This is a genomic window from Methanomassiliicoccales archaeon, assembly GCA_013415695.1.
In the GTDB taxonomy this organism is placed as follows: domain Archaea; phylum Thermoplasmatota; class Thermoplasmata; order Methanomassiliicoccales; family JAAEEP01; genus JAAEEP01.
The window spans coordinates 1-25586 of record JAAEEP010000009.1; the positions used below are offsets into that span (position 1 = coordinate 1).

27 protein-coding genes, 1 tRNA gene and 1 pseudogene are annotated in these 25586 nt (G+C 51.2%); 13 read left to right on the forward strand and 16 right to left on the reverse strand.

From position 1 onward, the window contains the following. Together GKC03_05540 and GKC03_05545 are read right to left on the reverse strand one after the other, a co-directional pair. Window positions 1-564 (reverse strand): radical SAM protein (locus tag GKC03_05540; protein ID NYT12002.1); only part of this gene is annotated, 564 nt, incomplete at its 3' end. Between the two features lie 41 nt (window positions 565-605). Further along, a complete protein-coding gene (locus GKC03_05545) occupies window positions 606-1325 on the reverse strand; it encodes a metallophosphoesterase (GenBank protein ID NYT12003.1) in 720 nt (239 codons plus the stop codon). Between the two features lie 133 nt (window positions 1326-1458). Here GKC03_05545 and GKC03_05550 point away from each other — a divergent pair, with 133 nt between their 5' ends. Both GKC03_05550 and GKC03_05555 read left to right on the forward strand, forming a co-directional pair. Further along, the gene (locus GKC03_05550; protein NYT12004.1) at window positions 1459-2232 is read left to right on the forward strand and encodes an exonuclease; all 774 of its coding nucleotides are present in this window, start codon (window positions 1459-1461) and stop codon (window positions 2230-2232) included. Window positions 2233-2258: 26 nt separating this feature from the next. Then, on the forward strand, window positions 2259-3782 hold the full coding sequence (locus GKC03_05555) for a DHH family phosphoesterase (protein ID NYT12005.1): 1524 nt from the start codon (window positions 2259-2261) through the stop codon (window positions 3780-3782). Here GKC03_05555 and argF read toward each other — a convergent pair. Beyond that, window positions 3766-4677, reverse strand: coding sequence for an ornithine carbamoyltransferase (argF, locus tag GKC03_05560; GenBank protein ID NYT12006.1), 912 nt, complete (start codon window positions 4675-4677; stop codon window positions 3766-3768). The two genes, GKC03_05555 and argF, sit on opposite strands and share 17 nt — an antisense overlap. Before the next feature lie 357 nt (window positions 4678-5034). On the opposite strand from argF, the gene GKC03_05565 reads away from it, so the two are divergent. The 3 genes from GKC03_05565 to GKC03_05575 all read left to right on the forward strand — a co-directional run bounded on the left by GKC03_05565 (window position 5035) and on the right by GKC03_05575 (window position 6035). Beyond that, window positions 5035-5610: a helix-turn-helix transcriptional regulator gene (locus GKC03_05565; protein NYT12007.1), complete on the forward strand. Its 576-nt coding sequence runs from the start codon at window positions 5035-5037 to the stop codon at window positions 5608-5610. Between the two features lie 84 nt (window positions 5611-5694). Beyond that, a tRNA-His gene (locus GKC03_05570) sits at window positions 5695-5768 on the forward strand. Further along, window positions 5739-6035 (forward strand): hypothetical protein, encoded by a 297-nt coding sequence (locus GKC03_05575; protein NYT12008.1) that lies wholly within the window; start codon window positions 5739-5741, stop codon window positions 6033-6035. Before GKC03_05570 ends, GKC03_05575 begins: the two co-directional genes overlap by 30 nt. A gap of 261 nt (window positions 6036-6296) precedes the next feature. Here the strand turns inward: GKC03_05575 and GKC03_05580 are convergent. Both GKC03_05580 and GKC03_05585 read right to left on the reverse strand, forming a co-directional pair. Continuing rightward, window positions 6297-6998: pseudogene (locus tag GKC03_05580) on the reverse strand (hypothetical protein). 73 nt (window positions 6999-7071) lie between these two features. Beyond that, window positions 7072-8265 carry a DUF835 domain-containing protein gene (locus tag GKC03_05585; protein NYT12009.1) on the reverse strand — a complete coding sequence of 398 codons (1194 nt, stop codon included), beginning with the start codon at window positions 8263-8265 and terminating at the stop codon, window positions 7072-7074. Window positions 8266-8382: 117 nt separating this feature from the next. Here GKC03_05585 and GKC03_05590 point away from each other — a divergent pair, with 117 nt between their 5' ends. Then, window positions 8383-9837, forward strand: coding sequence for an RtcB family protein (locus GKC03_05590; protein ID NYT12010.1), 1455 nt, complete (start codon window positions 8383-8385; stop codon window positions 9835-9837). Here the strand turns inward: GKC03_05590 and GKC03_05595 are convergent, their stop codons facing one another. The 4 genes from GKC03_05595 to GKC03_05610 all read right to left on the reverse strand — a co-directional run bounded on the left by GKC03_05595 (window position 9838) and on the right by GKC03_05610 (window position 12790). After that, on the reverse strand, window positions 9838-11148 hold the full coding sequence (locus GKC03_05595) for an HD domain-containing protein (protein ID NYT12011.1): 1311 nt from the start codon (window positions 11146-11148) through the stop codon (window positions 9838-9840). It abuts the gene before it with no gap. A 110-nt stretch (window positions 11149-11258) separates the two neighbouring features. Next, window positions 11259-11636: a cell division protein SepF gene (gene sepF, locus GKC03_05600; GenBank protein ID NYT12012.1), complete on the reverse strand. Its 378-nt coding sequence runs from the start codon at window positions 11634-11636 to the stop codon at window positions 11259-11261. A gap of 81 nt (window positions 11637-11717) precedes the next feature. Next, a complete protein-coding gene (locus tag GKC03_05605; GenBank protein NYT12013.1) occupies window positions 11718-12212 on the reverse strand; it encodes an RNA-binding protein in 495 nt (164 codons plus the stop codon). 56 nt (window positions 12213-12268) lie between these two features. Then, complete coding sequence (locus GKC03_05610; GenBank protein ID NYT12014.1) at window positions 12269-12790, reverse strand: hypothetical protein; 522 nt, start codon at window positions 12788-12790, stop codon at window positions 12269-12271. A 210-nt stretch (window positions 12791-13000) separates the two neighbouring features. Here GKC03_05610 and GKC03_05615 point away from each other — a divergent pair, with 210 nt between their 5' ends. Together GKC03_05615 and GKC03_05620 are read left to right on the forward strand one after the other, a co-directional pair. Continuing rightward, window positions 13001-13822, forward strand: a complete 822-nt coding sequence (locus tag GKC03_05615) for a hypothetical protein (GenBank protein NYT12015.1) — start codon at window positions 13001-13003, stop codon at window positions 13820-13822. Between the two features lie 9 nt (window positions 13823-13831). Further along, window positions 13832-14578 (forward strand): hypothetical protein, encoded by a 747-nt coding sequence (locus tag GKC03_05620; GenBank protein NYT12016.1) that lies wholly within the window; start codon window positions 13832-13834, stop codon window positions 14576-14578. Window positions 14579-14604: 26 nt separating this feature from the next. Here the strand turns inward: GKC03_05620 and GKC03_05625 are convergent, their stop codons facing one another. Further along, window positions 14605-15291 carry a recombinase gene (locus tag GKC03_05625; GenBank protein NYT12017.1) on the reverse strand — a complete coding sequence of 229 codons (687 nt, stop codon included), beginning with the start codon at window positions 15289-15291 and terminating at the stop codon, window positions 14605-14607. A gap of 252 nt (window positions 15292-15543) precedes the next feature. On the opposite strand from GKC03_05625, the gene GKC03_05630 reads away from it, so the two are divergent. The 3 genes from GKC03_05630 to GKC03_05640 all read left to right on the forward strand — a co-directional run bounded on the left by GKC03_05630 (window position 15544) and on the right by GKC03_05640 (window position 17194). Next, window positions 15544-16257 carry a hypothetical protein gene (locus tag GKC03_05630; protein NYT12018.1) on the forward strand — a complete coding sequence of 238 codons (714 nt, stop codon included), beginning with the start codon at window positions 15544-15546 and terminating at the stop codon, window positions 16255-16257. Beyond that, window positions 16232-16630 carry a PadR family transcriptional regulator gene (locus GKC03_05635; GenBank protein ID NYT12019.1) on the forward strand — a complete coding sequence of 133 codons (399 nt, stop codon included), beginning with the start codon at window positions 16232-16234 and terminating at the stop codon, window positions 16628-16630. The genes GKC03_05630 and GKC03_05635 overlap by 26 nt, the downstream gene beginning before the upstream one ends. Before the next feature lie 63 nt (window positions 16631-16693). Then, a complete protein-coding gene (locus GKC03_05640; GenBank protein ID NYT12020.1) occupies window positions 16694-17194 on the forward strand; it encodes a CBS domain-containing protein in 501 nt (166 codons plus the stop codon). Here the strand turns inward: GKC03_05640 and GKC03_05645 are convergent. Beyond that, window positions 17151-17897, reverse strand: coding sequence for a HesA/MoeB/ThiF family protein (locus GKC03_05645; protein NYT12021.1), 747 nt, complete (start codon window positions 17895-17897; stop codon window positions 17151-17153). The two genes, GKC03_05640 and GKC03_05645, sit on opposite strands and share 44 nt — an antisense overlap. A 190-nt stretch (window positions 17898-18087) precedes the next feature. On the opposite strand from GKC03_05645, the gene GKC03_05650 reads away from it, so the two are divergent. Continuing rightward, window positions 18088-19017, forward strand: a complete 930-nt coding sequence (locus tag GKC03_05650) for an ABC transporter ATP-binding protein (protein NYT12022.1) — start codon at window positions 18088-18090, stop codon at window positions 19015-19017. Next, complete coding sequence (locus GKC03_05655; protein NYT12023.1) at window positions 19010-20104, forward strand: ABC transporter permease; 1095 nt, start codon at window positions 19010-19012, stop codon at window positions 20102-20104. The genes GKC03_05650 and GKC03_05655 overlap by 8 nt, the downstream gene beginning before the upstream one ends. Before the next feature lie 55 nt (window positions 20105-20159). On the opposite strand, the gene GKC03_05660 is transcribed toward GKC03_05655, so the two are convergent. The 5 genes from GKC03_05660 to GKC03_05680 all read right to left on the reverse strand — a co-directional run bounded on the left by GKC03_05660 (window position 20160) and on the right by GKC03_05680 (window position 25541). Further along, a complete protein-coding gene (locus GKC03_05660; protein ID NYT12024.1) occupies window positions 20160-21188 on the reverse strand; it encodes an ABC transporter permease subunit in 1029 nt (342 codons plus the stop codon). Then, the gene (locus tag GKC03_05665; protein NYT12025.1) at window positions 21188-22108 is read right to left on the reverse strand and encodes an ABC transporter ATP-binding protein; all 921 of its coding nucleotides are present in this window, start codon (window positions 22106-22108) and stop codon (window positions 21188-21190) included. Before GKC03_05665 ends, GKC03_05660 begins: the two co-directional genes overlap by 1 nt. A 4-nt stretch (window positions 22109-22112) precedes the next feature. Further along, complete coding sequence (locus GKC03_05670) at window positions 22113-22367, reverse strand: hypothetical protein (GenBank protein ID NYT12026.1); 255 nt, start codon at window positions 22365-22367, stop codon at window positions 22113-22115. 74 nt (window positions 22368-22441) lie between these two features. Further along, the gene (locus GKC03_05675) at window positions 22442-23158 is read right to left on the reverse strand and encodes a hypothetical protein (protein NYT12027.1); all 717 of its coding nucleotides are present in this window, start codon (window positions 23156-23158) and stop codon (window positions 22442-22444) included. 106 nt (window positions 23159-23264) lie between these two features. Continuing rightward, window positions 23265-25541, reverse strand: coding sequence for a hypothetical protein (locus tag GKC03_05680; GenBank protein NYT12028.1), 2277 nt, complete (start codon window positions 25539-25541; stop codon window positions 23265-23267). Between the last annotated feature and the right edge of the window lie 45 nt (window positions 25542-25586).

Sequence of the window (25586 nt, forward strand, 5' to 3'; positions counted from 1 at the left end):
CTCAGAGAACGCCTTGACGTCGATATTCATCACATCCACGAGAGGAAGAGCGTCATTGAGAGCCTCCTCAGAGATGAAACCGTTTGTGTTCAGCAGGATGAATAGGCCCTCTTCCTTCGCCAATGCAGCGGTGTCCAGAATGAACTCGAGCCAGACTATTGGCTCATTGTATGTCCATGCGATGCCGTCCACGCACCTGTCCACTGCAGATCTCATCACGTCCTCAGGATTCATGATCTCGCATGGCAGTTCCCCCTCATTGGCGCAAGCAACCACGAAATTCTGACAGTTATCGCAGCGCAGATTGCAACCGAAGGTGCCGAGTGAAAAGAGCCTGCTGCCCGGTCTGAAGTGAAAGATGGGCTTCTTCTCGATGGGGTCTGCTGTGGATGCGCATACATGCCCGTATGATAACGATCTAAGTTCATTTCCAATGTTCCTACGGGTCCTGCAGATGCCAGTCTTCCCCTCGGCAAGCAAGCATCGATGAGGACAAAGTTCGCAGCGAACATTTCCATCCTCTCTGGACCACCATCTAGCGGTAATACCATCCATGAATCTCAACGAATTCGTAAGGTACTCGATAGATAGAAAGATTTGTCGATTCAGACCCTGAGGCCTCTGAGATCAGTAAGCCTTCCTAATGGTAATAGACCGACCTCGCTGCAGGCGATTATCTTGGCTTCCCCAAGCTCCTTCCCCTTGAGTATGGGGGATAAATATTCATCCGGAGAAACGGTGGAAAAATCCGTTCCCAGAGCCAAGGGAGAGAAGGCAGGTATGACGGTGATCCCCATTCTCTCATGGTGGACGAAGCAGGGAAGCTTGACATATGCTCCCACGCTATCGATGATCTTGATGGAGGGGTGCTCATGTGCCATGACCACGGGTCTCGATCCGTGGTCCTTGTGTCCGTGGACGAATGTCACACCGTTCTCATCGAACGAGTCGACCATTGGGATCCCCATCTTCGATACGATGTTCGCCAAGTAGTTGTCGTGATTGCCTCTGACCATGACAACCTCAGCCGTACTCTTGATCATTTCCAGCAGTGAACGCACCTCGCTCCACTCCTGGCTCAGGTTTCGACTGAACTCATGTTTGAAATCACCCAACACGACAACTTTCTCGATCTCGAACTTGTCGATAAGATACATCAGTTTCTCGGACATCAATCGAGTCTGCATTCTGGGCAGATGGATCCCGTCATTCTCCAGGGCGCTCTCGTAGCCAATATGGAGATCCGCTATGATCAGAGTGTCGTCTGTGATCAGGCACCTGTCAGTGGATGCGATAATTCCAGGGGTGAGCTCCATCATCTCCATGTGACGATCTCCAATATCACACCTAGCCCGGTCAAGCGTATTTCTAGATTCGCCATATACAGCGGGCTTGGAGGTACAACTTTCAAGATACCCTCCGAAACCATATTGATTCCCATCAGCCAATCACCGGGGGATGATCAGGAGGACCTTCGTTATCCTGCCATCCATAGGCAATGGTACCGAAAGGTCTCTCTGGAGAGATGGAATCAGACACTGGGATGAATTCATAGATTCACCTTCTATAAATGGCATGTCTCAAAGCCGCAAGGAGAAGATGGACGAGCATCTCATCGAAGCCAGAGAAATGCTGAACAGTGGACATTCTCATTATTTCACCAATCTACTGGTTCCATGTGAGCAGTGGCGGCTGTTCCAGGAAATGGAGCCCAGTGTTACATATTTGGATATCGAGACCGATGGATTGAGACACGATTCCAAGGTTACCGTTGTCGGTATTCACCGAGATGGCGAGACACGAACATTGGTGAGGGGGATTGATCTGCACTCCGACTCGCTGGCAAGAGCTCTAAGAGGGACCAAACTGCTCGTGACCTTCAATGGTAGAAGCTTCGACGTTCCGCTCCTGGACTTCAACTTCCCGTTTACGGTTCCAAGGGTACCGCACTTCGATCTCCGTCACGGATGCGCGAGGATCGGCCTGAGGGGAGGTCTTAAGAAGGTTGAGAGAGACGTTGGTATTGGGAGGCCGAAGGAGGTCGATTACGTTACCGGGGAGGAGGCTGCCTATCTCTGGAAGCTCTGGGAGCGGAAGGGCAACCAGAATGCTCTCAATCTCCTCAGGAGATACAACGAGGAGGATACCAGGAACCTCGAGCCGCTTGCCAGGCATACGTACGAGAGATTGAAATCTAGACTTGAAGGAGAGATGATAGAATGTCAGCGATGAGCCGAGCCAGTGATTTCTCTAGCTTCATGGAGGTCGCGGCCGAGACCGCAAGATTCCTCACAAGGGCGAAGAGGGTGGATGTGCTGGCTCACATAGACGCTGATGGTATAACATCTGCCTCCATAGCCTCAATGGCCCTTGATAGGGCGGGAATAGATCATTCGGTTCATTTCATCAAGAAACTGGATCCAGAAGCGATCGAGAAGATCAATCTATGCGAATCCGATGCAGTTTGGCTAGTGGATCTGGGAAGCGGATCATACAGCCTTCTTGAGCACAGGGGGGTGTGCATTTCAGACCACCACGCCCCCAACTTCAACGGGCAGACCTGTCTTACAGCTTATTTCGGTCGACATGTGAACCCCCACCTCCACGGGAAGGATGGATCTGTCGAGATATGCGGGGCGGGGGTGACCTATCTGGTAGCGAGGATGATGGATGAGCGAAACAAAGACCTCTCCTACCTGGCCATCGTGGGAGCGGTGGGGGATTTCCAGGATTCCGGTGAGTGTCGCCTCATTGGTATCAACCGTCACATACTGCAGGATGCTGAGGAGATGGGGGTTATCCGGGCATCCACTGACATTCGACTGTTCGGAAGGGAGACAAGACCCCTAGCGAGGATGCTCCAGTACTCCTCGGACCCTTTCTTGCCTGGCTTGACTGGCAACTACTCAAACTGCAAGGAAACGCTGCAGATACTTGGCCTGATCCCCGATGATGGTGTATTCGAGGGGGATGCACCTGAGGGAGATGATTCCATGGGTTCGAACAGAAGGTGGATCGATTTGGACCATGAGGAGAAGAAGAGACTCACCAGCTGGCTCTGCGAATTCCTTCTGCACAACGGCCTGGGATCACGAGCTGTAAGGAGGCTCATAGGCGAGGTCTACGTCCTACCGAGAGAGGAAGAGGGCACGCCCCTTCACGACGCCAAGGAGTTCGCAACCCTGTTGAACGCGTGCGGAAGGTACGGGAAGGCCGGAATGGGCATGGAGGTGTGCAAAGGAGATCGCAACCAGCATCTAAAGGAGGCGCTCACGATGCTCGGATCGCACCGCAGGTACCTCTCCGAATCCATAGGTCTGTTGACCTATCCAAACCCTTCTAGGGTGGGAGCGGAGGGAGATGCATCGCAAATTGGTACGGGGAAGGTACCAGATGATTCCATCGTTATCCTCCCCTTCGGGAAGAACATCAGGTACTTCCAGGCAGATGAAAGGATCCCGGACACCATAGTTGGAATAGTGGCTGGCATGTATCTTGGCTCAAATCAAGAGATAGCGGATAGACCACTTATCGGCATGGCCCCCGTGCAGGATGATCCAGAGAAAGTGAAGGTTTCTGCAAGGGGGACGAAGGAGCTGGTGAGGATGGGGCTGGACCTTGCCAGGGCCATGAGGCTGGCCTCGGAGAGAGTTGGAGGAATTGGCGGTGGTCACGCAATCGCAGCAGGAGCCACCATCGAAAGAGGAAGGGAAGAGGATTTTCTCGAGGAGATCGAGAGTATTGTGGGTAACCAGCTATCAGATGCTAACCGAGAAGCATGAGGAGTATTGCCTTCTGAGCATGCAGCCTGTTTTCTGCCTCGTCGAATACCACGCTCTGAGGCCCGTCGATGACCTCTGCACTGATCTCAAGTCCGCGATGTGCCGGCAGACAATGGAGAACGATGGCATCGCTCTTTGCCTTTGAAAGAAGCTGGGAATTGAGCTGATAGGGCTCGAATACCTTCTCGCGCTCCACTTCTTCTCCTTCCTGACCCATGGAGACCCAAACATCCGTGTAAAGGATATCAGCCCCTTTGACCGCCTCTGCCGGATCCTCGATTATCAGGGAGGAACACCCGGTTGCTGAAGCGAGAGCCTCTGCCTTCCTCGTGATTTCCCCATCCGGAAAGTATCCATAAGGGCAGCACGCCACGAAGTCCATTCCCACTATGGCGGCGGCCAGCATGAGCGAGTTGCAGACATTGTTCCCATCTCCGAGGTACACCAACTTCAATCCCCTGAGCTTGCCTTTATACTCCATTACAGTCTGAAGATCGGCGACGATCTGGCATGGATGCTCAAGGTCATCCAAACCGGATATGACCGGTATGGATGCGTTCTTGGCCAACTCTTTCATGTTCTTGTTGGAGAAAGCACGGTACATGATAGCATCCAGGTACCTACTGAGCACCTTTGCGGTATCCGCAATGGTCTCACCCCTCCCAATCTGAAGATCCTTGGGGCTAAGGTAGAGGGCGTGACCGCCAAGCTGGAACATACCTGTTTCGAAGGATACCCTGGTACGCGTAGAGGATTTCTCGAATATCATCCCAAGGGTCTTTCCCTTGAGAGGAAGATCCGCGCCCTTTGTCCCTTTCTTGATCTCGATCGCATCCCGAACGAGCTGTTCTAGCTCTTCCTTGATGTCTAGAATTGAAATGACGTCCCTTTTCATTTTCTCGGATGTCGGAAGAACTGTTCCCTATTAACGGTTTTGTGTAATGCGGTACATTTCAAGGTAAGAATTGTCCCCTATGCTTGCCATAGTTTGACCTAGAAGTATCAATTTAAAGAATAGTAAGGAGTTTATAAATGGTTTTTCGAGATCTCATTCATCTTGGCAACAGGTAAATTCCAGGAATAACTGGCACAGGTCTCAGTTCCTTTGATCCGTAATTTTTCCTCCTCATACTATCACCCTTATACGGTAAACTCATCTATTACCGTTAATATTTCATTTTAGCGTATTCTAGAGATATATTTAAGCCTTTTGAACATATTATATCGATAAAACCTTGTTTGAGTGGGAAATATGAGTAAGATTGGCATTGAACAGATCAAGGTCTTATCAGATCCCAATCGGTTGGCCATTCTATCACTACTGTCAATGAAGGAAATGACCACCACGCAGATTTCGCAACTGCTAGGTATCAGTGTCCAGAACACGCAGTACCACATAAAGAAACTTGCCGAGGCCGATCTCATTTCACAGACACGCCAAGAAATAGTTGGCAACCTTGTGGAGAAATATTACAGATCCGCATTCGAACCGGGCATGATTTCAGAGGCTGCGGACGAGGCGACTATTGACATTGCCGAGCGGGCCGATCTCGTGTTCGCCGCAATGGGGGCAATCAAAGGCATACTCAATCATGGCATATCAATTTTGGACGAACGGAGGAATGAATATTTCCTAAGACCAGATATTCGACCCCGATATCCCTTTGGAGCCGACTATATAATCCTACCCAATACCTCAGAGAGCGCGAAGATGGCCGAGACTCTTGTCACTGAATTCGACGATAAGATGCACGCCCTGGCCGAGGAGTTCAAGGATGAGAGGAAGGAAAAATTTGCACTTCTTTACGCCCTCTTTCCTTACGATTGAGCCCTGTGGTAATTGGTCTGGATGAAGCTTGCTAAATACCGGAAAACTTTATCTATGGCGAAGCAATCCAAGTTCTCCTGCATGGCCGGGATGGGGTAGCCTGGTTATCCTGTGGGACTGTGGATCCCTTGACTCGAGTTCAAATCTCGGTCCCGGCCCTTTCCTTTTTCATTCTCATCATCTGGTTGAAGGACCTCACATTCTCTCTCGAACAGGGCGAGATCTCTGGTATCCAAAGCAGCTGGATCAACTGGAATCAATATTCTGATGTCCTTATCAACGGCCTCGTCTCGGAGGGCATAAAGGAATTTCAGAACCTTCTCAACAGGATTGTTGGAGATCAGATACTCAAGGCCATCGATCATTATTACCACCCTATCAACCGAATTGGTGAACTCTACAATGGTGTGCTGAAGTATGGATAGATTGCTGGGTTCCACATGGTTCAAACCAGCTTTCTGCGCGAGCCAAATGATGGGGGTCTTGACAAACCCGTACTTCTCCCTCAGAGTGTCTGGATGGGTTCTTGATACTATTAGGCCATGAAAGCCACCGTTGAGCTCCTCGAGGAAGAGAGAGTACGCGACCTCAGCCTTCTTCTCCTCGATTAGTACGATGGTTGAAGCCAATATCCCATTCTTTTCCGACATGACCACATTTGGTTCCTTAACACCATCCTCCTTAACCGGAGAGATGATGAACATGTTGAATTTCAGTATGCCGAAAGCGAAGATGATATTGGCGATCACGAACCCCGGGGAGAGAATCGGTACGTTGTCGATAATACCTAGGTAATTGAGCATCTCCTGACCTGTACCGTATACCAGAGGGACAATGACCGCGAGCGACATCATGAAACATTGCCATTTGACCTCATCGTTGCTTGAGGACCTAGCGGTTCTTGCCAAGACGATTATGGAGATCAGTGCCAGACAGACCACGATGCCAATCAGAAGATTCATGCTGAGTGAGTTTGGGACTCCCCAGCCAAAACTAGTCTTCAGCATCTCATCGACGGTTACTGCGGGAATTAAGGCCATTACAACCACGATTGCCCAATATCGCTTTGGGTTGGAGTGGAGCCAATTTGAGGCACTCCCAAATGGGAAGGATGAGCCGATATAGAGATATCCTGCGAACATCACCACCATCAGGAAGAAAATGGTTCTGGCGATTAGCCTGGCGTATTCTTCGTCAGGCGCGTTCATGAGCGCAAAGTCCAAGACGCCAAGAGTAAGCATGATTAACATGAGCTGGAAGAAGAATACGGATATTCTCATGAAGGGGTTCTTCCTATAAACGTAAAGGCCAAGCAGGAATCCTGAGCCTCCAGCGGCTATTGATATAAGGGACCATATCTGGCCACCTTCCAGCAATGCCTCGAACATACTCTTCTAAACTCCGATGGGAATGAATTACTTAAATTGGACTCTGCCGCCTATCATCTTTGATAATGGAAAATTATAGACTCAGGACCTCGAATTCTCTCTCGAGCAAGGCGATCTCCGATTCGCTCATGATGTTTGGATCGATTGGCAATATGAGTCTGGCGTTGCCCACGATGACCTCATCAGATATTGAATAGAGCATCTTCAAGACCCTGTCCAAGTTGTTATTGGAGATCAGGAACTCTACACCGTCCAGCATGACTACGGCCTTCTTGCTCTTGCTCACAAAATTACCAATCATGTTCTCGAGGATGAAGAGATTGTTGGGTTCAACCCTGTCCTGGCCTGGTTGGTTCGCCAACCATATTATCGGTGTCCTCTCGAGTCTGTACCTCTCCCGAATGGCATCGGGATGAGATCTCGATATCACAAGACCCTGCGATCCCTCGGACAGCTCTCTGATGAAGAGATCGTAGGAGCACTCGGGCCTCTTTTCCTCCACCAGTAGGCAGGGAGGAAGCCCGAATGATTTCGGAGGCTTGTCATTTGGAATCTCTGAGAAAAGACTCTCCTCAACGACTGGGTTGATTATGAACATCTTGTACTTCATTATCCCAAAGGTGAAGACAAGCATCGTCACGAGATAGCCCAGCCCACCTAGGATAAGCGCTCCTGGAAGGACCGGCTCTAATACATACAAGATGCCCGTGTAAAGCAGGGGGAAGAATATTCCAAAGGCTAAGAGAACGCATTGCTGGCGCGCATCCGGATTGGTGGCAAAGGTGTAGGTCTTGTGGAGCAAATGCACGCTGAGTAACGCAATGGAGAAGGATATTACTATCAGGAACAGCATGGCCGGCTCCTCAAACGTCCAATACCCAAGAGACTTCAATGTCACTTCATCGACGAGATAAGCGCCTAGAACTCCAATAAGAACGATGACCGTTCCATACTGGAATTTATACTTCCAGAAGGAACTGCTGTAATTCTCGAAGGGCATCTGTGACGAGAGGAAAAGATATCCTCCCAACATCAGAGTGAAGAAGAAGATGGCGCCCATGCCCATATAGCGGGCGATCCATGCATCTGTATTTCCCGCAAGAAGGAAGAAGAAAATTTCCACGAAGAAGCCCATGAGCATGGTCACGAAGAATGCCTGGGCCAAGCTGAACTTTGGGTTTTTGAAGAGAACGTACGAACCCAGGGCTAGGTGCAGGACCCCCACCGAGATAGTAGTAACGGAGTAGAATAGCACAGCCCCGTTCATCATGCCGAGCTAAGACTTACTGTACTTAAAATAATGTGAGCCAAACATCAAAAATGATAGGTTTGTGGCTTGAAAGAATTAATATGCCATACCAAGCATTGACTTATGGTAATGAACATGGCTTGGGACGGTCCTATCGAAAAAATCAACAATTTCCGCTGGAGGATCCCGCAGAATTATAAGGATTGCATGAACACCGATGCAGTGATCTTCGCAGACGATGAGATGATTCCATCCATATTGAGGGACAACGCCCCGGAGCAGGCGGCAAATGTAGCCTGCCTCCCAGGAATCGTGGGTAGATCCTTGGCGATGCCGGACATCCACTGGGGATACGGATTCCCCATAGGTGGTGTTGCGGCCATGGACTCTGAGGAAGGGGTCATCTCCCCTGGTGGAATCGGCTTCGATATCAATTGCGGGGTGAGGCTTATCAGAACCGATCTCTGGGATAAAGATGTCCGCCCCAAGATAAAAGACCTTATCGCAATTCTTCTCAAGAACATCCCCGCTGGCCTTGGTTCCAAGGGAGTGACCGATGTCGCTGCCAGCCAGATCAACGACATCCTGGAGATGGGATCGGAATGGGCAGTGGCCAACGGATACGGCTGGCCCGAAGATCTGGAGGCGACCGAGGAGGGCGGCAGAATGAAGGACGCCGACGCCTCAAAGGTCAGTGACAGGGCTAAGAAGAGGGGGATCCCACAGGTTGGATCGCTAGGATCTGGTAACCATTTCCTTGAGGTAGACAGAGTAGATAGGATATTCGACGAGAAGGCTGCCAAGGCGTTCGGAATCGAGGGTGAGGGACAGGTAACTGTCACCATCCACTGCGGTTCCAGGGGCTGCGGACACCAGATAGCCACTGATTACCTGAAAGTGATGGAACACTCGGTCAAGCAGCGGAACATCAGACTACCTGACAGGCAGCTGGCATGTGCCCCGGTCACCTCCGATGATGGTCGCAATTACTTCAAGGCCATGGCCTGCGGAGCCAACTTCGCCTGGGCCAACCGTCAGATGATTCTCCATTGGGTCCGCGATTCATTCCAAGAGATGTTCAATCAACCTCCCGAAGAATTGGGTATGAGGCTCGTGTACGATGTTGCGCATAACATCGCCAAGAAGGAGAAACATATTGTCGAGAGAGAGAAACGGGAGGTTTACGTACACCGAAAGGGAGCAACGAGGGCATTCCCAGCTGGACATGATGAGGTTCCAGCTAAGTACTCTGCCGTAGGTCAACCTGTCATAATACCTGGAGACATGGGAACTGGCTCTTACGTTCTGGTGGGTACCCAGAAAGCGATGGAGGAATCCTTCGGGTCGACCTGCCATGGTGCTGGCCGAGTGATGTCCAGAGGGGCAGCCATCCGCAAGTACAACATCAATGATGTCAGGAGAGATCTCGAGGGAAAGGGTATCTATGTCCGATCAGTGACCAAGGAGGGGATCCTGGAGGAGGCTCCAGGGGCCTACAAGGACGTTGACCATGTCATCAGGGTGGTTGAGGGGGCAGGATTGGCCAGGCCCGTTGTAAAACTCTCCCCCATTGGAGTCATGAAGGGTTGATCAGGAAAAAAGAACCTTGTTGGCTGCTTTGGCAACGGTCTCCACCAAGGGTTTGGGGCAGGAGACCATCACCGCCCAGTCGTACACACTGCGATACTGCAATGCCCTTGCCAGGGGACTGTACTTGGAAAGGGGCTTCACCCTGCCATTGGCCAGGATAGGCACATCCGTCTTTCCGATCCTGGGCTCGGAGAGCATCAACTCCTTAGAAGGGACATCCAATATTATGTCCGAGATGTCCACACCAGCCCTATCGGCGATCTCGGCTTCCTTTGCCTTGCGCTTCTGGTAATCGGCAAGAGGAAGCAGTCTCTCCAGCTTAGAGTCTTCGATTTCTGAGGTATTGAGGGAGAAGGCTTTCTTGTAAAGCTTCCTATATTTCATCTCTGTGACTATTTTTGCGGGTTTCCCTCCACAATCGATCAGGCTTCGGGAGAGCGAACAATCTGTCTCTCCTTGAATGTTGTCCAGTATTCTTTCGTCAGCGAGTTCCACCGCCTTGCAGAGCATCATCTCTGCTATCCTGACTGTCTTATGAAAGTAAACAGAGGTGTACATCAGAGCCCTCGCCACAAGAAGGCCCTCTATTGCTACAACCCCTCCTTTTTGAACGACCACGTCTCCGTGGAAGGTGGAGATCGTCTCCAGTATCCTGTCGAGATCTATTGTCCCGTGAGCAACCCCAGTATAGTAGGCATCACGCAGCAGGTAGTCCATCTGGTCAGCGTCGACCGGCCCGTGGATTATCTGCCTCTGGAAGTTGCTGCTCCCGAAGTGAGCCTGTCCCTCCTCCACCATCAGGTGATCCTGACCCACTCGGTCCAGCTCCTCCTGACCTATGAGGTCCCCAACCCTCCTGGCCGAAAGTCCATGAGATTCTAAGAGCTCTGAGATCGGCTCCATGTCTCCCAGCAATTCGGCTGAACGTTCTGGTAAGCCTTTCATCTCACCAAGAATTATGGAACGGGTCACCTCCATGTGGTCCTTGCCCGTGTGGTCCCGAATAACCGTTTCCATAGTATGGGAAAAGGGCGGATGACCCAGGTCATGAAGGAGCGCAGCGGCCAGGACTTCCTCGATCTCTTCATCCTCAAGGCCAAGGGAATTGGCCATCTTTCCCGCTATGAAGAAGGTGCCTAGCGAGTGCTCGAGACGGGTGTGATTGGCTCCTGGGAAGACCAGGTGAGCTAATCCTAGCTGATGCACGTGGTGCAGACGCTGCATCTCAGGTCTCTCGAGAAGCTTAAGATAAAGATCCCAGACCCTGACGCTTCCATGGACACTATCGTGAATGACCTTGAATCCAGTCAACGGCATTCGTATCGGATATGACTCTTAAGAAACTTACCCGTGCTTCAAGCTCTTAGTATAGAAGATCATGTCTTTCACTGGGATGGTGAAACCATTTGACAGTGGCCCTTTCAGAAGCCACCTTTTATCTTATGGCGATCCACCTTGATACCGTTCGGCGTGACCACGATCAGGTTCTTGCCTATGGCGGCAACATCCCCGTTTGTATCTCGGGCGACCGCCTTGAGTTCGGTGGTGATCCTCTTGAGTGTGAGCGAATCGTTCTGGACAGCGGAGTAATCTACCAAGAGTATGTTGCCGTTATAGACCGGCTTGGCGATGGATGAAACGTCCTCGTACCGGTAGATTTCAGCCACCTTCACCATTCCGCTACCCCCAAGCGGATTCTCCTCTTCAAAATTCAGCTGACCGAGATCGATGTATTGATCAGTTTCAACCGTCTGGATTTCTTCCCTCGATCGACTAAAAGGCTTCTTCAATAGCGCCATGGAATCCCACTTTGTTGTAATAGGGGGATGTGTTCTTAAACCTTTCAGTTGGGTACCCACAAAGGAAAGAGCTGGATTGACTCACTTCTCATCGTACTTCCACAACTTATCCCCAACATAATGAATGGTCGCCACGGCCTTACCAGACTTGGCTGAGATCATGTCAGACCCGGACATAAGTGCTTTGCCGATGGCCAGGGGTCTTGCGTTCTTCTCATCTCGTATCCAGACCATATCCCCTTCTTCAAGCTGTAGATCTGCGTCCACTACACCTGGTGCCATGACATCTGCCCCGTTCGCCACGTAGGGGACAGCACCCATGTCCACGGTCACGAAAGCGCGGTCTGCACCGAGCTCCAGGATCCCCCTCACTGTGAGGAAGGGTTTCCCTTCCACGATGATTGCCACGATGTCACCATTCACGAAGATGACATCGTACTCCATGCTGGAAGCGATATCGACCATGTCCTCTGTCGAAAATACGTCCATTCCCATTGTCTCATTGAGCTCTTGGGCAAGCGCCTTGACTTCCTTGTTCCTGAGGCGTCGACGCTTCCTGATCCTGATCTCCGCCATGCTCTCCAAATATGGATATCGGCTAAAAAATGCTATTGGAGTTTTCGGGCTATTTCTCAGTGGGAACCTTTCTCAGTGGTTCCCCCGTCCTTGACGTCCCTCTTTGCCCCCCTGCGGTTCAACTTCTTCTCCCGTTTTTCCTGTCTCCTGAGGGATTTCTTCTCTTTCTTCTCAGCTTTGAGGGTGACCTTCTTGATCTTTTTCTCTTTCTTTCGATCCTTGCGATGCTGTTCCATTTCAGCCAATGACATCGGTTTATCGGGATCTTCTTCAAATTCCTCAGGCTCCGTGATCGATTCGGAATCCTGCTCTTGGTCTTCAGATTCTTCCTCGACAGGTTCAGCTTCTTCAGGGATTTTTTCTACTTCGTCAGGACTCGTTTCGAGCTCCTCTTCGGATTCCACCGCCACCTGAAGAGGGGATTCAGGATAGAAATCATCGACATGTAAGGCAAGTTCCTCAAGTTCGTCAAGCCCGCTCATTGAGAGCTCTGTGCCGCAGAACTGGCACTTCTTAGACGTAGCAGGTATCGACCTGTCACATATGGGGCACTCTATAAGTATCTCATCCAGTTCCAAAGAATCCCTATCATTCGCAACGAGGATTTCGTGATATAACCCTTGTGGTATTATTCACTCCTATTAATAATGAGAACAATGAGGACAATGGATGGGTCGACATTCTCATAAATGGTATCAATGCGGAAAACGAGGGATTCGAACTTCTGGTTATCAATTGAGATATTGGGCAGAGAAGGATTTAATAAACACTTGTGAGTGGGTCGGGTGATGAAATGGGGATTGCTGGGTGTCAGGCTGGGCATTCTGGGCATCAATATCGTCATAATTGTCATAATCATCATGAGCATCGTTCCTCTCGCCACGGGAGGAATGGACGTCGATATCCCTGAAGGACAGACCAGCTGGACGGTTCAGGACAATGTCATCTCGTTGAGTCAACCGGTCAGAATATACAACGGCGGCTTCTACGACTTCGAGGACTTCACCGTTCACTTCTACCTTGAGGATTCGGATGGTAGTGTGATCACCGATTACCGCAACAGCCCGGTGGACATCGATGCCGGCAAGAGGACCACTGTCAATATCAACCTGCGTATTGATCTCAACGACATGGGCGAGGAGGGGATGAGGAACCTCGTCTTCAACGGTACGACATTCAATATGCTGGTAGAGATAGACACGGCCTACATGATGAAGCTGATCTGGCTCAACGTGAATGTCTCGGAGGAGATGGAGTGGGAACCCCTGATCCAAGACTACGGGATCAACGAATGGGGCATCCAATACTACATGGTCGGAAGCCAGATGCAGATCGACGTCCCCTATTTCATAGAAGCCTCCGAGATGCTCAATGACCAAGATGTTGGAATAGACTGTGTGCTGAGGAACGATACCTCCGTCATGGGTAACGCCAGCGAACAGGTGACTCTCCAGGGATACACCGAGGGTACTTTGAGCTTCCTGCTCAGTGAAGAGGCGAGCCAATGGCTGCTGCACAACGAGGAGGAACTGACCTTTGATTTCCAGATCGAGGTGGAAGAAGTCACTGGAAATCAAGAATACCACTACCACTGGGATCCGTCAACATGAGGTGAGAAGATGGGTGATTTTGCTTTGGAAAACGGAAAGGTCAGTAAGGGCATAATCGGCGCTATCCTGGCGGCTGTGAAGTACCTGGTGATACCTGTTCTTATCGTCAGCATCATCCTTGCCATGCTGAGCGATTTCGCTGAGGGATACCTTCCACTCGAAGAGCTCGAAGCCATCAGACTCTCGTTGATCGTCTTTGCATTACCTGTCATAGCTCTTGCCTTCTTTGTCGGATTCTATCCCAAGGGTTCCTACTCAAGGATGACCTTCGGTATAATCTACGTAGCTTCCATCTGCTTATGGCTCTGGTTGGCAGCCCAGGGGGGAAAGATCGATGCTTCGATCGAGTTCGTAGGATTGGCCCTGGACTTCACTGTACTCCTACTGCTGTTCATATTCGCGGCTTCGCTCAAGTCGCTGTTCTACATAGCTGAGGCTCCCTCATACCGAGAGGAGTTCCTGAAAAAGAAGGAGCTGGAGCGGGGGGCACAACCAGGACCAAGCGGTTCGACCAATCAAGCTGGACCTTCCCTGCAACCACAAACCAGATCTGAGGTCCAAACCGAAGCCCAGATCACGGAGGAGCCTAAGAGTGGTCCGGAGGATATCAACAGCCCCCAACCAGCCACTGAATCCACGACATCGGCGTCAACAAAAATCTCAATGCCGCTTCCATCGTCAACCGATTCTTCCGTTAGTGGGAGCTCAGAAGAGGTGGAAACCAACTCGGATATCTCGGATTCAGTGAGCGATTGAAAATAACTGATGGTGCCAGTATTCGTTCAGGAGAGTATGTTGATGCCCTTCTTCCCTATCTCGAACACTAGGTACTCTATGGGCGCTGCCATCGATCTCATCTTAACAATCTCCATGGCTCTCTCCCTTGAGTCGGTGTAGGGATTATCTCTTTTCATCAGTTTGATTACACCGTGCACGGAGTACAGCGCCACCTCCTTCTTGTCCTTCATGAGGGTCTCATCAGAGATTATCAGGGAGGTGCATTTCCTCTTACTAAGAGTGTAAACTAGAAAGTCCAGCTGTTGTCTGAACTGAGATAGTGCCATATCCAGTGCTAGGATTCCCAGGTTGTCGATGACCACTACCTCAGTATCGGGTTCGATGACCTCCAGGAGTCCGCCGAAGCCGGTCTCGGGGCCAAAGAAGGTGAATTGGTACTTGGCTTCCACCATGCGTTCCTCGAGCAGCGGGACGATCCGGAGGAGACCCTCCTGTTGGTACTTGACGAAATCCCACCCGAACTGAGCCGCCTGAACAATCAAGTCCTCCTTGGTCTCCTCGATGGCAACATAGGCACATTTCTTACCTTGGGAGCAGCTCTTCTCAATGAAATGGAGCGCGAGGATCGTCTTGCCAGAACCTGCGCTCCCCGTTACAAGAACGCACTTACCGCTAGGGTAACCGCCAATGATGCGATCGAGCTCCAGAATACCAGTGGAATTCTTCTCCAATCAAACCCACCTCGGGCATTCGATACACTAGTGAAGACCTCACTCAGTCCTGCCCGTATCATGGGTCAGACGTTATATAATATCTTCCTGCTGAATGGCAAAATGAATACCAATAATGAACCTTCTGGCCTGCACTGAACCGAAGTCATCGAACCCTCATTAACACAAGATTCCATTAGGTCTCAAGGTAATAAATAAATACCCGGGCTGTTTCTTCCACAAGGACAGGGGGCATGAGAACTGGGAATCAGTATGGCCATCTGCGAGCTTGACAGTGATGATTCACTATGCAAGAAGGCAAAACTAACGATCGTCAGGGTTCACCTGGACTCCATTGAGGGTCTGGAGGAATATGCGGAATACGACCTTGTAATATCCAACACCATGGCAAAGAAGGTACTGGGTGATTCATGGGAGCAGTTCCTGAAGAGGAATAGACTTGACAACGATCAGGAACAGATCTATCTAGATAAGTTGAAGAAAGAGGCTGACAGGGAGATATTGATACCACATGCCGAGAAGCGATACACCGGCTGGTTCGTTATGGACGACCTTCCGGTAAAGGTTGCGGAGGAAGTACTATCCAGAAAAGGCGATGAGGACCTCCTGACAGGGTGGGACATGATCTCCTTCGATGAAATGAACAGTACCTGCGCAGTTTGTGAACTGTCTTGGGATAAAGGGAGAGGATGCATTGGAACTTTCGGTCCGGACAGCGGTCTTCTCCCTGGGATCGCGGAGAAGTATGGATGTGAGATTATCGCTAACGTCCCCAAGTTGGCCGAGAATGGAGAGAAGCTTTCCACTCAGGACGCGAAGCGACTGCTCGAAGAGATCGCTCTGCTGAGGGAGAAGCTTCCTGATGAGGGGAAGATGATGGTCCGCCGATACGCAGGAGTACTCGACCGTCTTGAGAAGATGGCCGAAGTCTGCACGGGATATGGTACCAGATTCTACTTCATCTGAACGAATTAGCCTAGGGAGGAATAGTATCGAAGACAGAGAGAAGTTCAATAGGACCTTCGGGGGTCATGGGTTCAAGACCGGGTTTCTGAAGCTGATGCTTCTCAAGCTGATCTCCGAGGAACCTTCTCATGGTTATGCATTGATGCAGAACATCGAGAGCCACACGGACCAGGACTGGAGACCGAGCCCTGGCTCCATCTATCCCGCCCTTCAAGAACTGGAGAAGAAGGGGCTGATATCATTCGAGAGCGTAGGTCGCCAGAAGGTATACCGGATAACCCCTGAGGGCGAGATAGTGCTAAAACAGGCTGTTAGTCACCTGAAGATGGTGCTCCGTCACATGAGATCCGTCTTCTCCGATGAGATTCTCTGACCGATTCAGGCTTGCAGAAGAGAAGATATGTGTTTAATAGGTTGATATGTCGTTATAGTGGACATGCCCTACATTCAGAAGAAGTTCGTTGAGCTAACGGTGGAGGAGGTGGCAGATAATCTGATCGTAGAGCCTTCCGTGATCTCCCGGAATGCCAGCATAAGGGAGGTCATCGACGCCATGCTCGAGAACCCCATCACCAGAAAGGTATATGTGGTGGATAGCGAGGGCAAGCTGGTGGGAATGGTGACCACCGCTACCATTCTCCGGCTTATCGGATACAGGGTCGGGGTACGAACTGGGACGCTCTCATTCTACAAGTTCCTCAGGGATACTCTGAAGGAGGAGGTGAATTCAGTAATGGAAGCGCCGGTGTTCGTGAGACCCAAGAACAAGCTGACCGAAGCCCTCCTTAAGATGCTGGATGAGAACATGAACGACATCCCTGTGGTTGACGAGAACATGAAGTTATTGGGGGAGCTTAATAGCCTGGAACTCTTTTCCAAGGCCAGGGATCTGTTCATAGAGGAAGGTGACCACAAACCGGACACCGTTCAGACCTAGAAAGCTCGATGATGTCCCAGATCTGGAACTTGAGGTCGCCAAACAGCAATCTCGACTTGAGAGGTTTTCCCACCCCAAGAATCAGCTTCAACGCCTCCGAGGCCTCCATTGCACCGAAGACTCCGGCCGTTGAACCGATTATGGGGAACTCCTCCGTGCTTGAAGGAACGCTGGGGAAGATGCATCTCAGGCATGGTGTCTCACCTGGTACGATGGTGGTAATCTGACCATTGAATGACTCGATGCCGCAATGGACGAAAGGTTTTCCAGACTCGACGCAGTAGTCATTCAATACGTACCTCGGAGCGAAATCGTCGAGGCAGTCTACGATGAGGTCCGCGTCCTCGAACACCATACCGATATTTTCTGAGTCAATTGCTATGTTGTGAGCCTCGACCTCGATATCAGAGTTCAGGTCTCGAACCCTGCGTTCGGAACTCATGGCCTTGGGAATCCCCCTCGCAACCTCGTTCTCACCGTGCAGCACCTGACGGTTCAAGTTGGAAAGCTTTGGTGGTTTTTGATCGACCAGAATGAGTTTTCCCACCCCTGCCGCTGCGAGATAGAGCGTGCATGGCGACCCCAATCCTCCTTGCCCCAGAACTCCAACGGTGGCTGATGCGAGTTTTCTCTGACCCTCCTCTCCAATATCAGGAATCAGTATCTGCCTGTGGTATCTTTCGAGATCCCTATCTGACAGCACATGTGACGACATGGTTTGGCTCCCCATGGTTCTCATGTTCCTTAGGACCGTCCTATGCAAAATAGTTGACTACACATCATTTGAAATAAGGAGATTGGATAATGTGTCATTTTGGATCTCGACCTTCATTGAAGTAGGATAATCTATTTATAGAATCCCTAATACGGGATAAAATAGGAGGATTACTACCTTGACAGAAACTGTGATCGAGGTGAAGAATCTCGTCAAGCAGTACGGGGAACTGAGAGCCGTTGATGATCTGAGTTTCGAGGTCCGAGCGGGTGAGGTATTCTCAATTCTTGGCCCCAACGGGGCGGGAAAGACCACCACCGTGGAGATCATGGAGTGTATCAGAGATCCCACATCAGGAGAGGTGAGCATCCTTGGAATGAAGACCCACAAGCGGTCTGGGGATATCATCAAGAAGATCGGTGTGCTGCCCCAGAGGTTCGACGCCTTCGACCTTCTCACGGTGAAGGAGAACATAGACTACTTCGCCAAGATGTTCGAACACCACTTAGACGCGGCGGACCTTGTCAAGACCATTGCTCTGGAGGATAAGTCCAATGAATTGTTCCGAACGCTTTCCGGCGGAATGAAACAGCGCGTTGGTGTCGCAATTTCAATGGTCAACGATCCCGATATAATATTCCTGGACGAACCCACCACGGGTTTGGATCCCAGAGCTCGAAGAGAGGTTTGGGAGGTTGTCAGGAACCTGCGAGAGCAGGGAAAGACAGTGATACTCACCACCCACTACATGGAGGAAGCAGAGGTGCTCTCCGATAGAGTGGCCATAATGAACCAGGGTAAGTTCATGGTCGTGGATTCTCCCAAGGATATAATCGACCGTTACGGAAAGCAGAGTACCTGCACCATCAAGGGAGGAGGGAAGACTGCATATGAGCTCCTCTCTGGAAATGGGGACGATGTGGAACTGAAGGAGGACGACGTGGTGGTCCACCTCAAGTCAAAGCGCCACCTGACTCAGGTCATCATGCAGCTAGAGGAGAAGGACATCTACTACGATGAGGTTCTTCTCCAGAGATCGAACCTTGAGGACGTGTTCCTGGCATTGACTGGTAAGAAGATACAGGAGGGGGTGCTCACCGATGGTTAACCGAATCTTGGTCGACTTCAAAGCCACGGCAAGAATGTTCTTCAGGAGCAAGAGCGCGATATTCTGGACATTGGCATTCCCGATAATCCTAATGGTGATCTTCGGAGCGATCTTCAGCGGCTTAGGAGAGGCCACTTACAGCCTGTACATCCAGGACAAAGATGGAACGCAGACATCCCAGCAATTCATAGAGGCACTCAAACAGACTGGCGCTCTCAATGTGGTCATGGTGGACCCGAACATCGATGCTGATCAGTACATCAAGGATAACTCACTCACCACATTCATGATCATCCCTCTTGGGTTCCAGGAGGCGGTGATCTCGGGCGGGACACAGAACGTCACGTTGGACCTCCGCCTCGATCAGACCAGCACTTCAGCGGGCGTGGTCTCGGGCATCGTGGGTTCAGTGGCTGAGGCGTGGAATCTGCAGATCGCCCATGCGGTTCCTACAATATTCATCCACGTAGGAGGTATCATCAGTGACGGGTTCAACTTCATCGATTTCTTCCTGCCGGGAGTGATTGGCCTTACAATAATGACCTCGGCGGTCAACTACATGGTCAGCATAAACACCAGATACCGGAACGCGGGCATGTTCGCCAAGTTCACGACCACTCCATTCAAGAGAATAGATTTTCTCCTGTCAAGGATGCTTTGGCAACTTGTGGTCACGGCGATGTCGGTAGCAGCCATCCTGCTGGTGGGAGTCGGACTGTTTGGAGTAAATGTCAACCTGGACGCTATCTCAATACTCCTGCTCATTTTCGGTAGCGTGCTATTCTCAGCCATGGGAATGGCCATGGCCAGGTTCATTAAGGAAGAGGAGACGGCAGAGACTGCAGCCGCAGCCGTCACCTTCCCGATGATGTTCCTTGCGGGGAGCTTCTTCCCCCTGGAATCCATGCCATCTTACCTTCAGACTTTCGCCCAGGTGCTTCCCCTCACCTATCTCAACGATGGCCTGCGGGATTCCATGATATACGGCAACTACGAGAGCGCCCTTTTCAATCTCGGAGTGGTAGCGGTAATCGCGGTGGTGCTCATGGTATTTGCCGTGGCCGTGACCAGGTGGAAGACGGATTAGATCATCCGCTTCAAACCTATTTTTTCATCTTTCCTATAGAGGAGTGAAAGCGAGGTCACTTCCACCTGATGAGTATCTCCTCCCTCTTGAATACCTTCATTGCCACATAGATGATGGTGACGACAGCCGCTCCCACCACGCCGATGAACAGCAGCATGTTCAGCACATCCAAGTTGACCAATCCAAGAAGGATCACCAGGAAGAATATCACGATCGGTAGCACGATGAGACTTCCTATCTGCTGGGAAGCCCTGACATCGCTCACCCTGGAGGACACGATCACATTGGCGAATATTGCCAGCAGACAGATCAGTGGGGCCAGGATGAAGACTCCTAGTGCCCAGACGAGGTTTGGAAGGGCATAGTATCCCAACACTGGTTGGGTGATCATATCCACTATGATGACAAACGGAATGAGGCTGATCCAGGTGACCAACATGGTTGGAACGAAGATTGAAAGCCCCTTGCCCATGAGCAGCTCCAGGTCAGTGGTGGGAGTGGCCAGCAGGGGCTCAAGACTCCGGTTGGTCTTCTCTCCCACGAAGCTGTACGACGCTATGATGGTGGGTAGAATAGCGGGAATCAAAACGTAGAAGAACAGCAGCGCATCGATGAATGTCTTGAGCATGATGGCCATCTCGCTTTCCTCACCGATCATCACGCTGTCCGAGACTGAAGCCCTTGTCAGCGTGGTGTTCAGGAGGTTGGAGTGGGTAATGGCCATACCCTCTCCCGTTGAATTGCCCATGTACGACGATGTCGCCACCACATTTGACATGTTGCAGGCTTCAACCTCACATCGATATAGCACTCCGCTGGCAATGGTGCAGTCCACGAGCCGGGTGTTGTTGAGCGTCACATTGTTTAGCTCCTGGCCCTGGATGGTAACCGTCGGGTCGAGGTCAAGGTCAAGGGGGGTGGTGGGGTCATTTGGAGCGAAAGAGGTGATCGGCAACAGATAGATGATAGGCAGTAAGATCGCCATTATCATCGGCATGAGAGCCAGTGAGAACATGATGTATCGATTTGTCCTGAACTCCGATATGTCCTTCCTTGCCACCGTCCAGATCTTATCGAAGCGCATCATGACCCCTCGATGAGCTTGAGGTAGACGTCCTCAAGGCCGTGTTTCAGTTCGTTGACGAACTCAACCTCGGCTCCCATTCGCACCAAGGTGGAGACTATCTGCGGGTTCTCATGCTCCGGATCGTCCAGATCCACCAGGATCTTATCCCCGACGACGCGGGCATCACGTGTGAAGGGCAGAGAAGAAACAGCCTTGAGCATTGGATCGGTGACCTTGGCCAGATGAAGCACAGTGGTTCGGCCATAGAACTTCCTGGCTAGGTCCTGAGGTGAGCCAATGTCCAGCAATTTGGACTTTAGCACGCCGATGGTGTCGCAAAGCCTCTCAGCATCATCCAGGTTGTGGGTGTTCAGGAATATGGTGTGACCCTCTCTTTTCAGATCTAACAGGTAATTACGGACTGTCATAGCCGCCTGTGGGTCAAGGCCAGATGTGGGCTCGTCAAGGAATAGGAACTCGGGTTCGTGGACCAATGCCCTGGCTATGGCGATCTTCTGCCTCATGCCCTTAGAGAATTTGGCCACAGCGTCCTCCCTTCTATCCCATACTCCCAGGGTGGTAAGGAGGTCCCTGATCCTTTTCTGCCTCTCTCCCTCTGGCACTCCATAAAGCTTAGCATAGAATTCCAGGTTGCGATAGGCGCTCAGGGACTCGTAGAGGCCGGGAACTTCTGGTAGAAGACCGATCATTCCCCTGATCTTGAGTCTCTCCCTCTCCTCGCGGGTGTCCATTCCGTTGATGTAGGCGGTTCCAGAGGTGGCGTTGATAAGGCAGCAGAGCATCCTTATAGTGGTGGTTTTTCCCGCACCATTGGGCCCCAGGAATCCGAAAACCTTGCCGTCTTTGATAGTAAGTGTGAGCGAGTCAACCGCAGTGATCTCGCCGAATCGCCTGGTAAGATCAACTGTCTCGATCATGTTATCACTCGTACTTGCTTTCCTCTATACGCTTCCTCATCCTCTCCTCGGAAGAGAGGGACTCCGTCCGCTCGAGATCTGAGACCTCCTTCGTCACCATGTCCCCCGAGATTATCTCGACATTGTTACCATGGAAGTCGAAGGTGTTCCATTTGCCGCAGTGAGGACACTTCTCCTTGCGTCTGAGACCCATGTTCAAGCCAATTATACGGCGCTTGAACTCCTGACCACAGGAAACGCATACCCTCATCAATGCCATGAGCGCACACTAAACACTATGAATATAAAAATGATTTGTGAGCCATCCTAGACTCACTTGATCGAACCGATGGATCAAAGATTCTCGAGTTTCTTTTTCCGGTCCTCTGACTCCCTATACTTGGCCTTGTAATCGTCGTTGACCTCGAAGGGCAACCTGGACCCTTCCACCTGCATGGGCTCATCTGAGACCTCTACCGTTCCGGCAACCTTCTTTCGGGGCTTCTTATCAAGATGGTCCTTCAGCTCCTTCATGTCGATATTGAGCATGACCATGTCCCCCACAGTCTTGATGTCTTCCGTAAGGATCTTGATAGTCTGGGTGCCCAATCGCGGCTTCTTCAGACCGAGATCTGATAACACGGATTTTTCCAGCTTCACCATCATGCAGGTGATCGTCCAATTCTTTTCGGAGGCGAAGATGAAGTTGTCAACGTATCCGATGTGCTTTCCTCCCCGGGCAACAACCCTGGTGTCCACGATGGATCCTGCTGTGGGGATCTCATTCTCGGTCTCCAGGATGACCTCTTTGGTGGCGGTCAGGTTCGGTTTGAGCGTTACCATGTCAGAGATCGAGTCCACTCCCTCGGTATTCACGAATATCGTTGTGGACCCGAAACGCGTCTTCTTCAAACCGATGGGTTCCTCTAAGCCCTTTCTCAATCCAATCTTCAGTGCTGGGACCTTCCAGGCTTGGATGTCGATTCCCACGCCCTCGACGTTGCCCAGGACACGGGCGTCTCCCGTTATGACTTCCATACCCACGATATCCTCGATTTTCATATCCCTCACCGCGTTGCTATGTTCCTCTGCTGTTTAAATCATTTGGTAGCGATTCAAATCTTCGATATCGAAAATAAGCTTTCCGGGCAGGTTTTGAGTGTGCGCCCGGGCTCCCTCAACCTCTCCTGCGCCTCATCACGACAACTGCAACCATCCCTACGACCAAGATGGCGATTACTGTTGCCCATAGGTACCACCCCGGGATCACTCCCACTTCGGCCACATCGACATTGATTGAGGCGTCGTTGTTGGTCTCATCGAGCTCGCTGGTGGAATTCTGGGGGTCGAGGAGCACCTGGATTTCATGCTCACCTTCTTCCGCAGTCCAGTTAAATGACATCGATACCGTCTCGTTCACAACGATCTCCTCGATTGTGCCGTTCGCCACCTCATCACCATCCAGCATGAGCAGGACCTTGACTTCCGAAGCATTGACCCGGCCATCGTTGTGAACATTGATGGTGATTACCGCCTGGTCCCCTTCCTTGAGATCAGTTGGAACGATGCTCAAGTCAGCATCTGAGATGTTCAGGTCAGACCTGTAATATCCTGCTGGCATCACCTGGATCTGCTCCATGATCTGGTTGTTGTTCTCATTCAGCTCCTCTATCTTGTCATCGGGATCCAGGATGACCTTGATGGTGTGGAGACCCTGGAGCGCATTCCAGGAGGTGAACGACGTCTTAGTCTCACCAGGTTCGATCTTGGGAATGAGCTCGAGCTCACCTATCTCCACGTTGCCCCTGAGGAACTGCACCTCAACTCCCTTGGCAGTCTTGTTTCCCAGGTTCGTGACCTCCACGCTGATGATCATGGGCTTCATCATCTCGAAGTTCGTGGGCGAGAATGTGATGTTCCCCTCGAAGGCAAGGTCTGGCCAGAGCTGAATCTCATTCTCTATCGTCACGGTGATGGATACGATGTTGGAGTATGCCCTGCCATCGTAGGACCGTGCTTCGAACCTGTACTGCCCATTGAGAACTGTGGAAGTGTTGAAATCAAAGGACCAATTGACATTTCCCTCGATAGACATCCAACCCGAATCATAGTCGTCGATCCTGACCAGTCTGACCTCAACATCCAGATGTGAATCGTTGTCATCTGGATCGGTCGCGTTCCCCCTGAAGGTCACCCAATCGACTAAGGTATCTCCATCCCCTGGGGATGATATCTCGCAGAACGGGGGAGCGTTCAGCATCTTGGAGAACAATATGTCCCAGTTCTCTCCTCGATGATCCTCGAACACCACCATGGGCGTGTCATTGGCCCCAATGGCAACATCTGGAGCTCCTTGATATGCGGACTCCTCCTCATCGTCTACCCTGACGCTGGAGGAGAAGCTGGTGCCACCATCACGAGATAGGGCCCAGCCTATGTGAGGAACGCCCGTCCTCTCGTCCCTGAAAACCACTGACACATTGGCCATTGAGTCAACGCTCACCGATGGATAGCTCTGGTCGCTTCCAGGGGAAGCATCATCGACTCTGACAGAGGGAAGGAAGCCCCCACCCGACGAGCTAGAAGCCCTGATGTCAAGATCGCCCTCCCTATCGTCCTGCCAGACTACTGTCACCTCCCCTGAAGGATGGAATGCCGCATCCGGCTGGTCCTGACGATATCCGGTCAGGCCATCATTCACCTTGAGGTTGGGAGAGAAACTCTCCCCGGAGTTGTTGGACCATGCACCATAGATGTCCATGAGGGTATCGTCCCTGCTATCGAGCCAGGCCAGGAAGACCAAATCATCCTGGGCTGCCACCGAGGGAAAGTTCTGGGTTGCATTGGTGGTACAGTCATCAGCCTTGAATGCTGGAAGGAATGAAAGACCCCCATCCATGGACCGGGCGAACATGATATCGAGGTCCGTCCCGTTCTCCTGTGCCCAGGCTATGTAGACCATCTCACCCGATACAGCTATGTCCGGGTTGCGCTGAATCTCTGTGAAAGGCGCTACTTCAATCGCAGGGTGGAAAGATACACCAGAGTCACTCGACATGGCGAACATTATATCGGGCCCATTTGACCCAGCCTCGACCCAGGTCACGAAGATGACCCCGGTGGAGTTGACAGCTATCTTGGGCTCGGCCTGATCCTCTCCGCTGTCGTTGACTATCGTCTTCTCGGAGAATGTCGCTCCACCATCATCGCTGATAGCAAAGTAGATCGAAGGGGACCCGTGGTCGTCGTACTCTTCCCATGCGACTGATATGTTGCCATCTGGTGCAACAGCTATTGCAGGATTCCTCTGATCCAATCGAAGGGGGTCCTCGCCACTCACAAGCACATCATCAGAGAAGGATTTCTGAACATCACCCAGCGCTTGAGGCAAAAAGGCAATGGTCGATACAAGAATCAGCAGCGCGGTAAGAATAGTGAACGTCCTCCTGAACATTAGAAGACCCCTCAGATGTGCTTGATAGCCTATTGGACTTAAAAT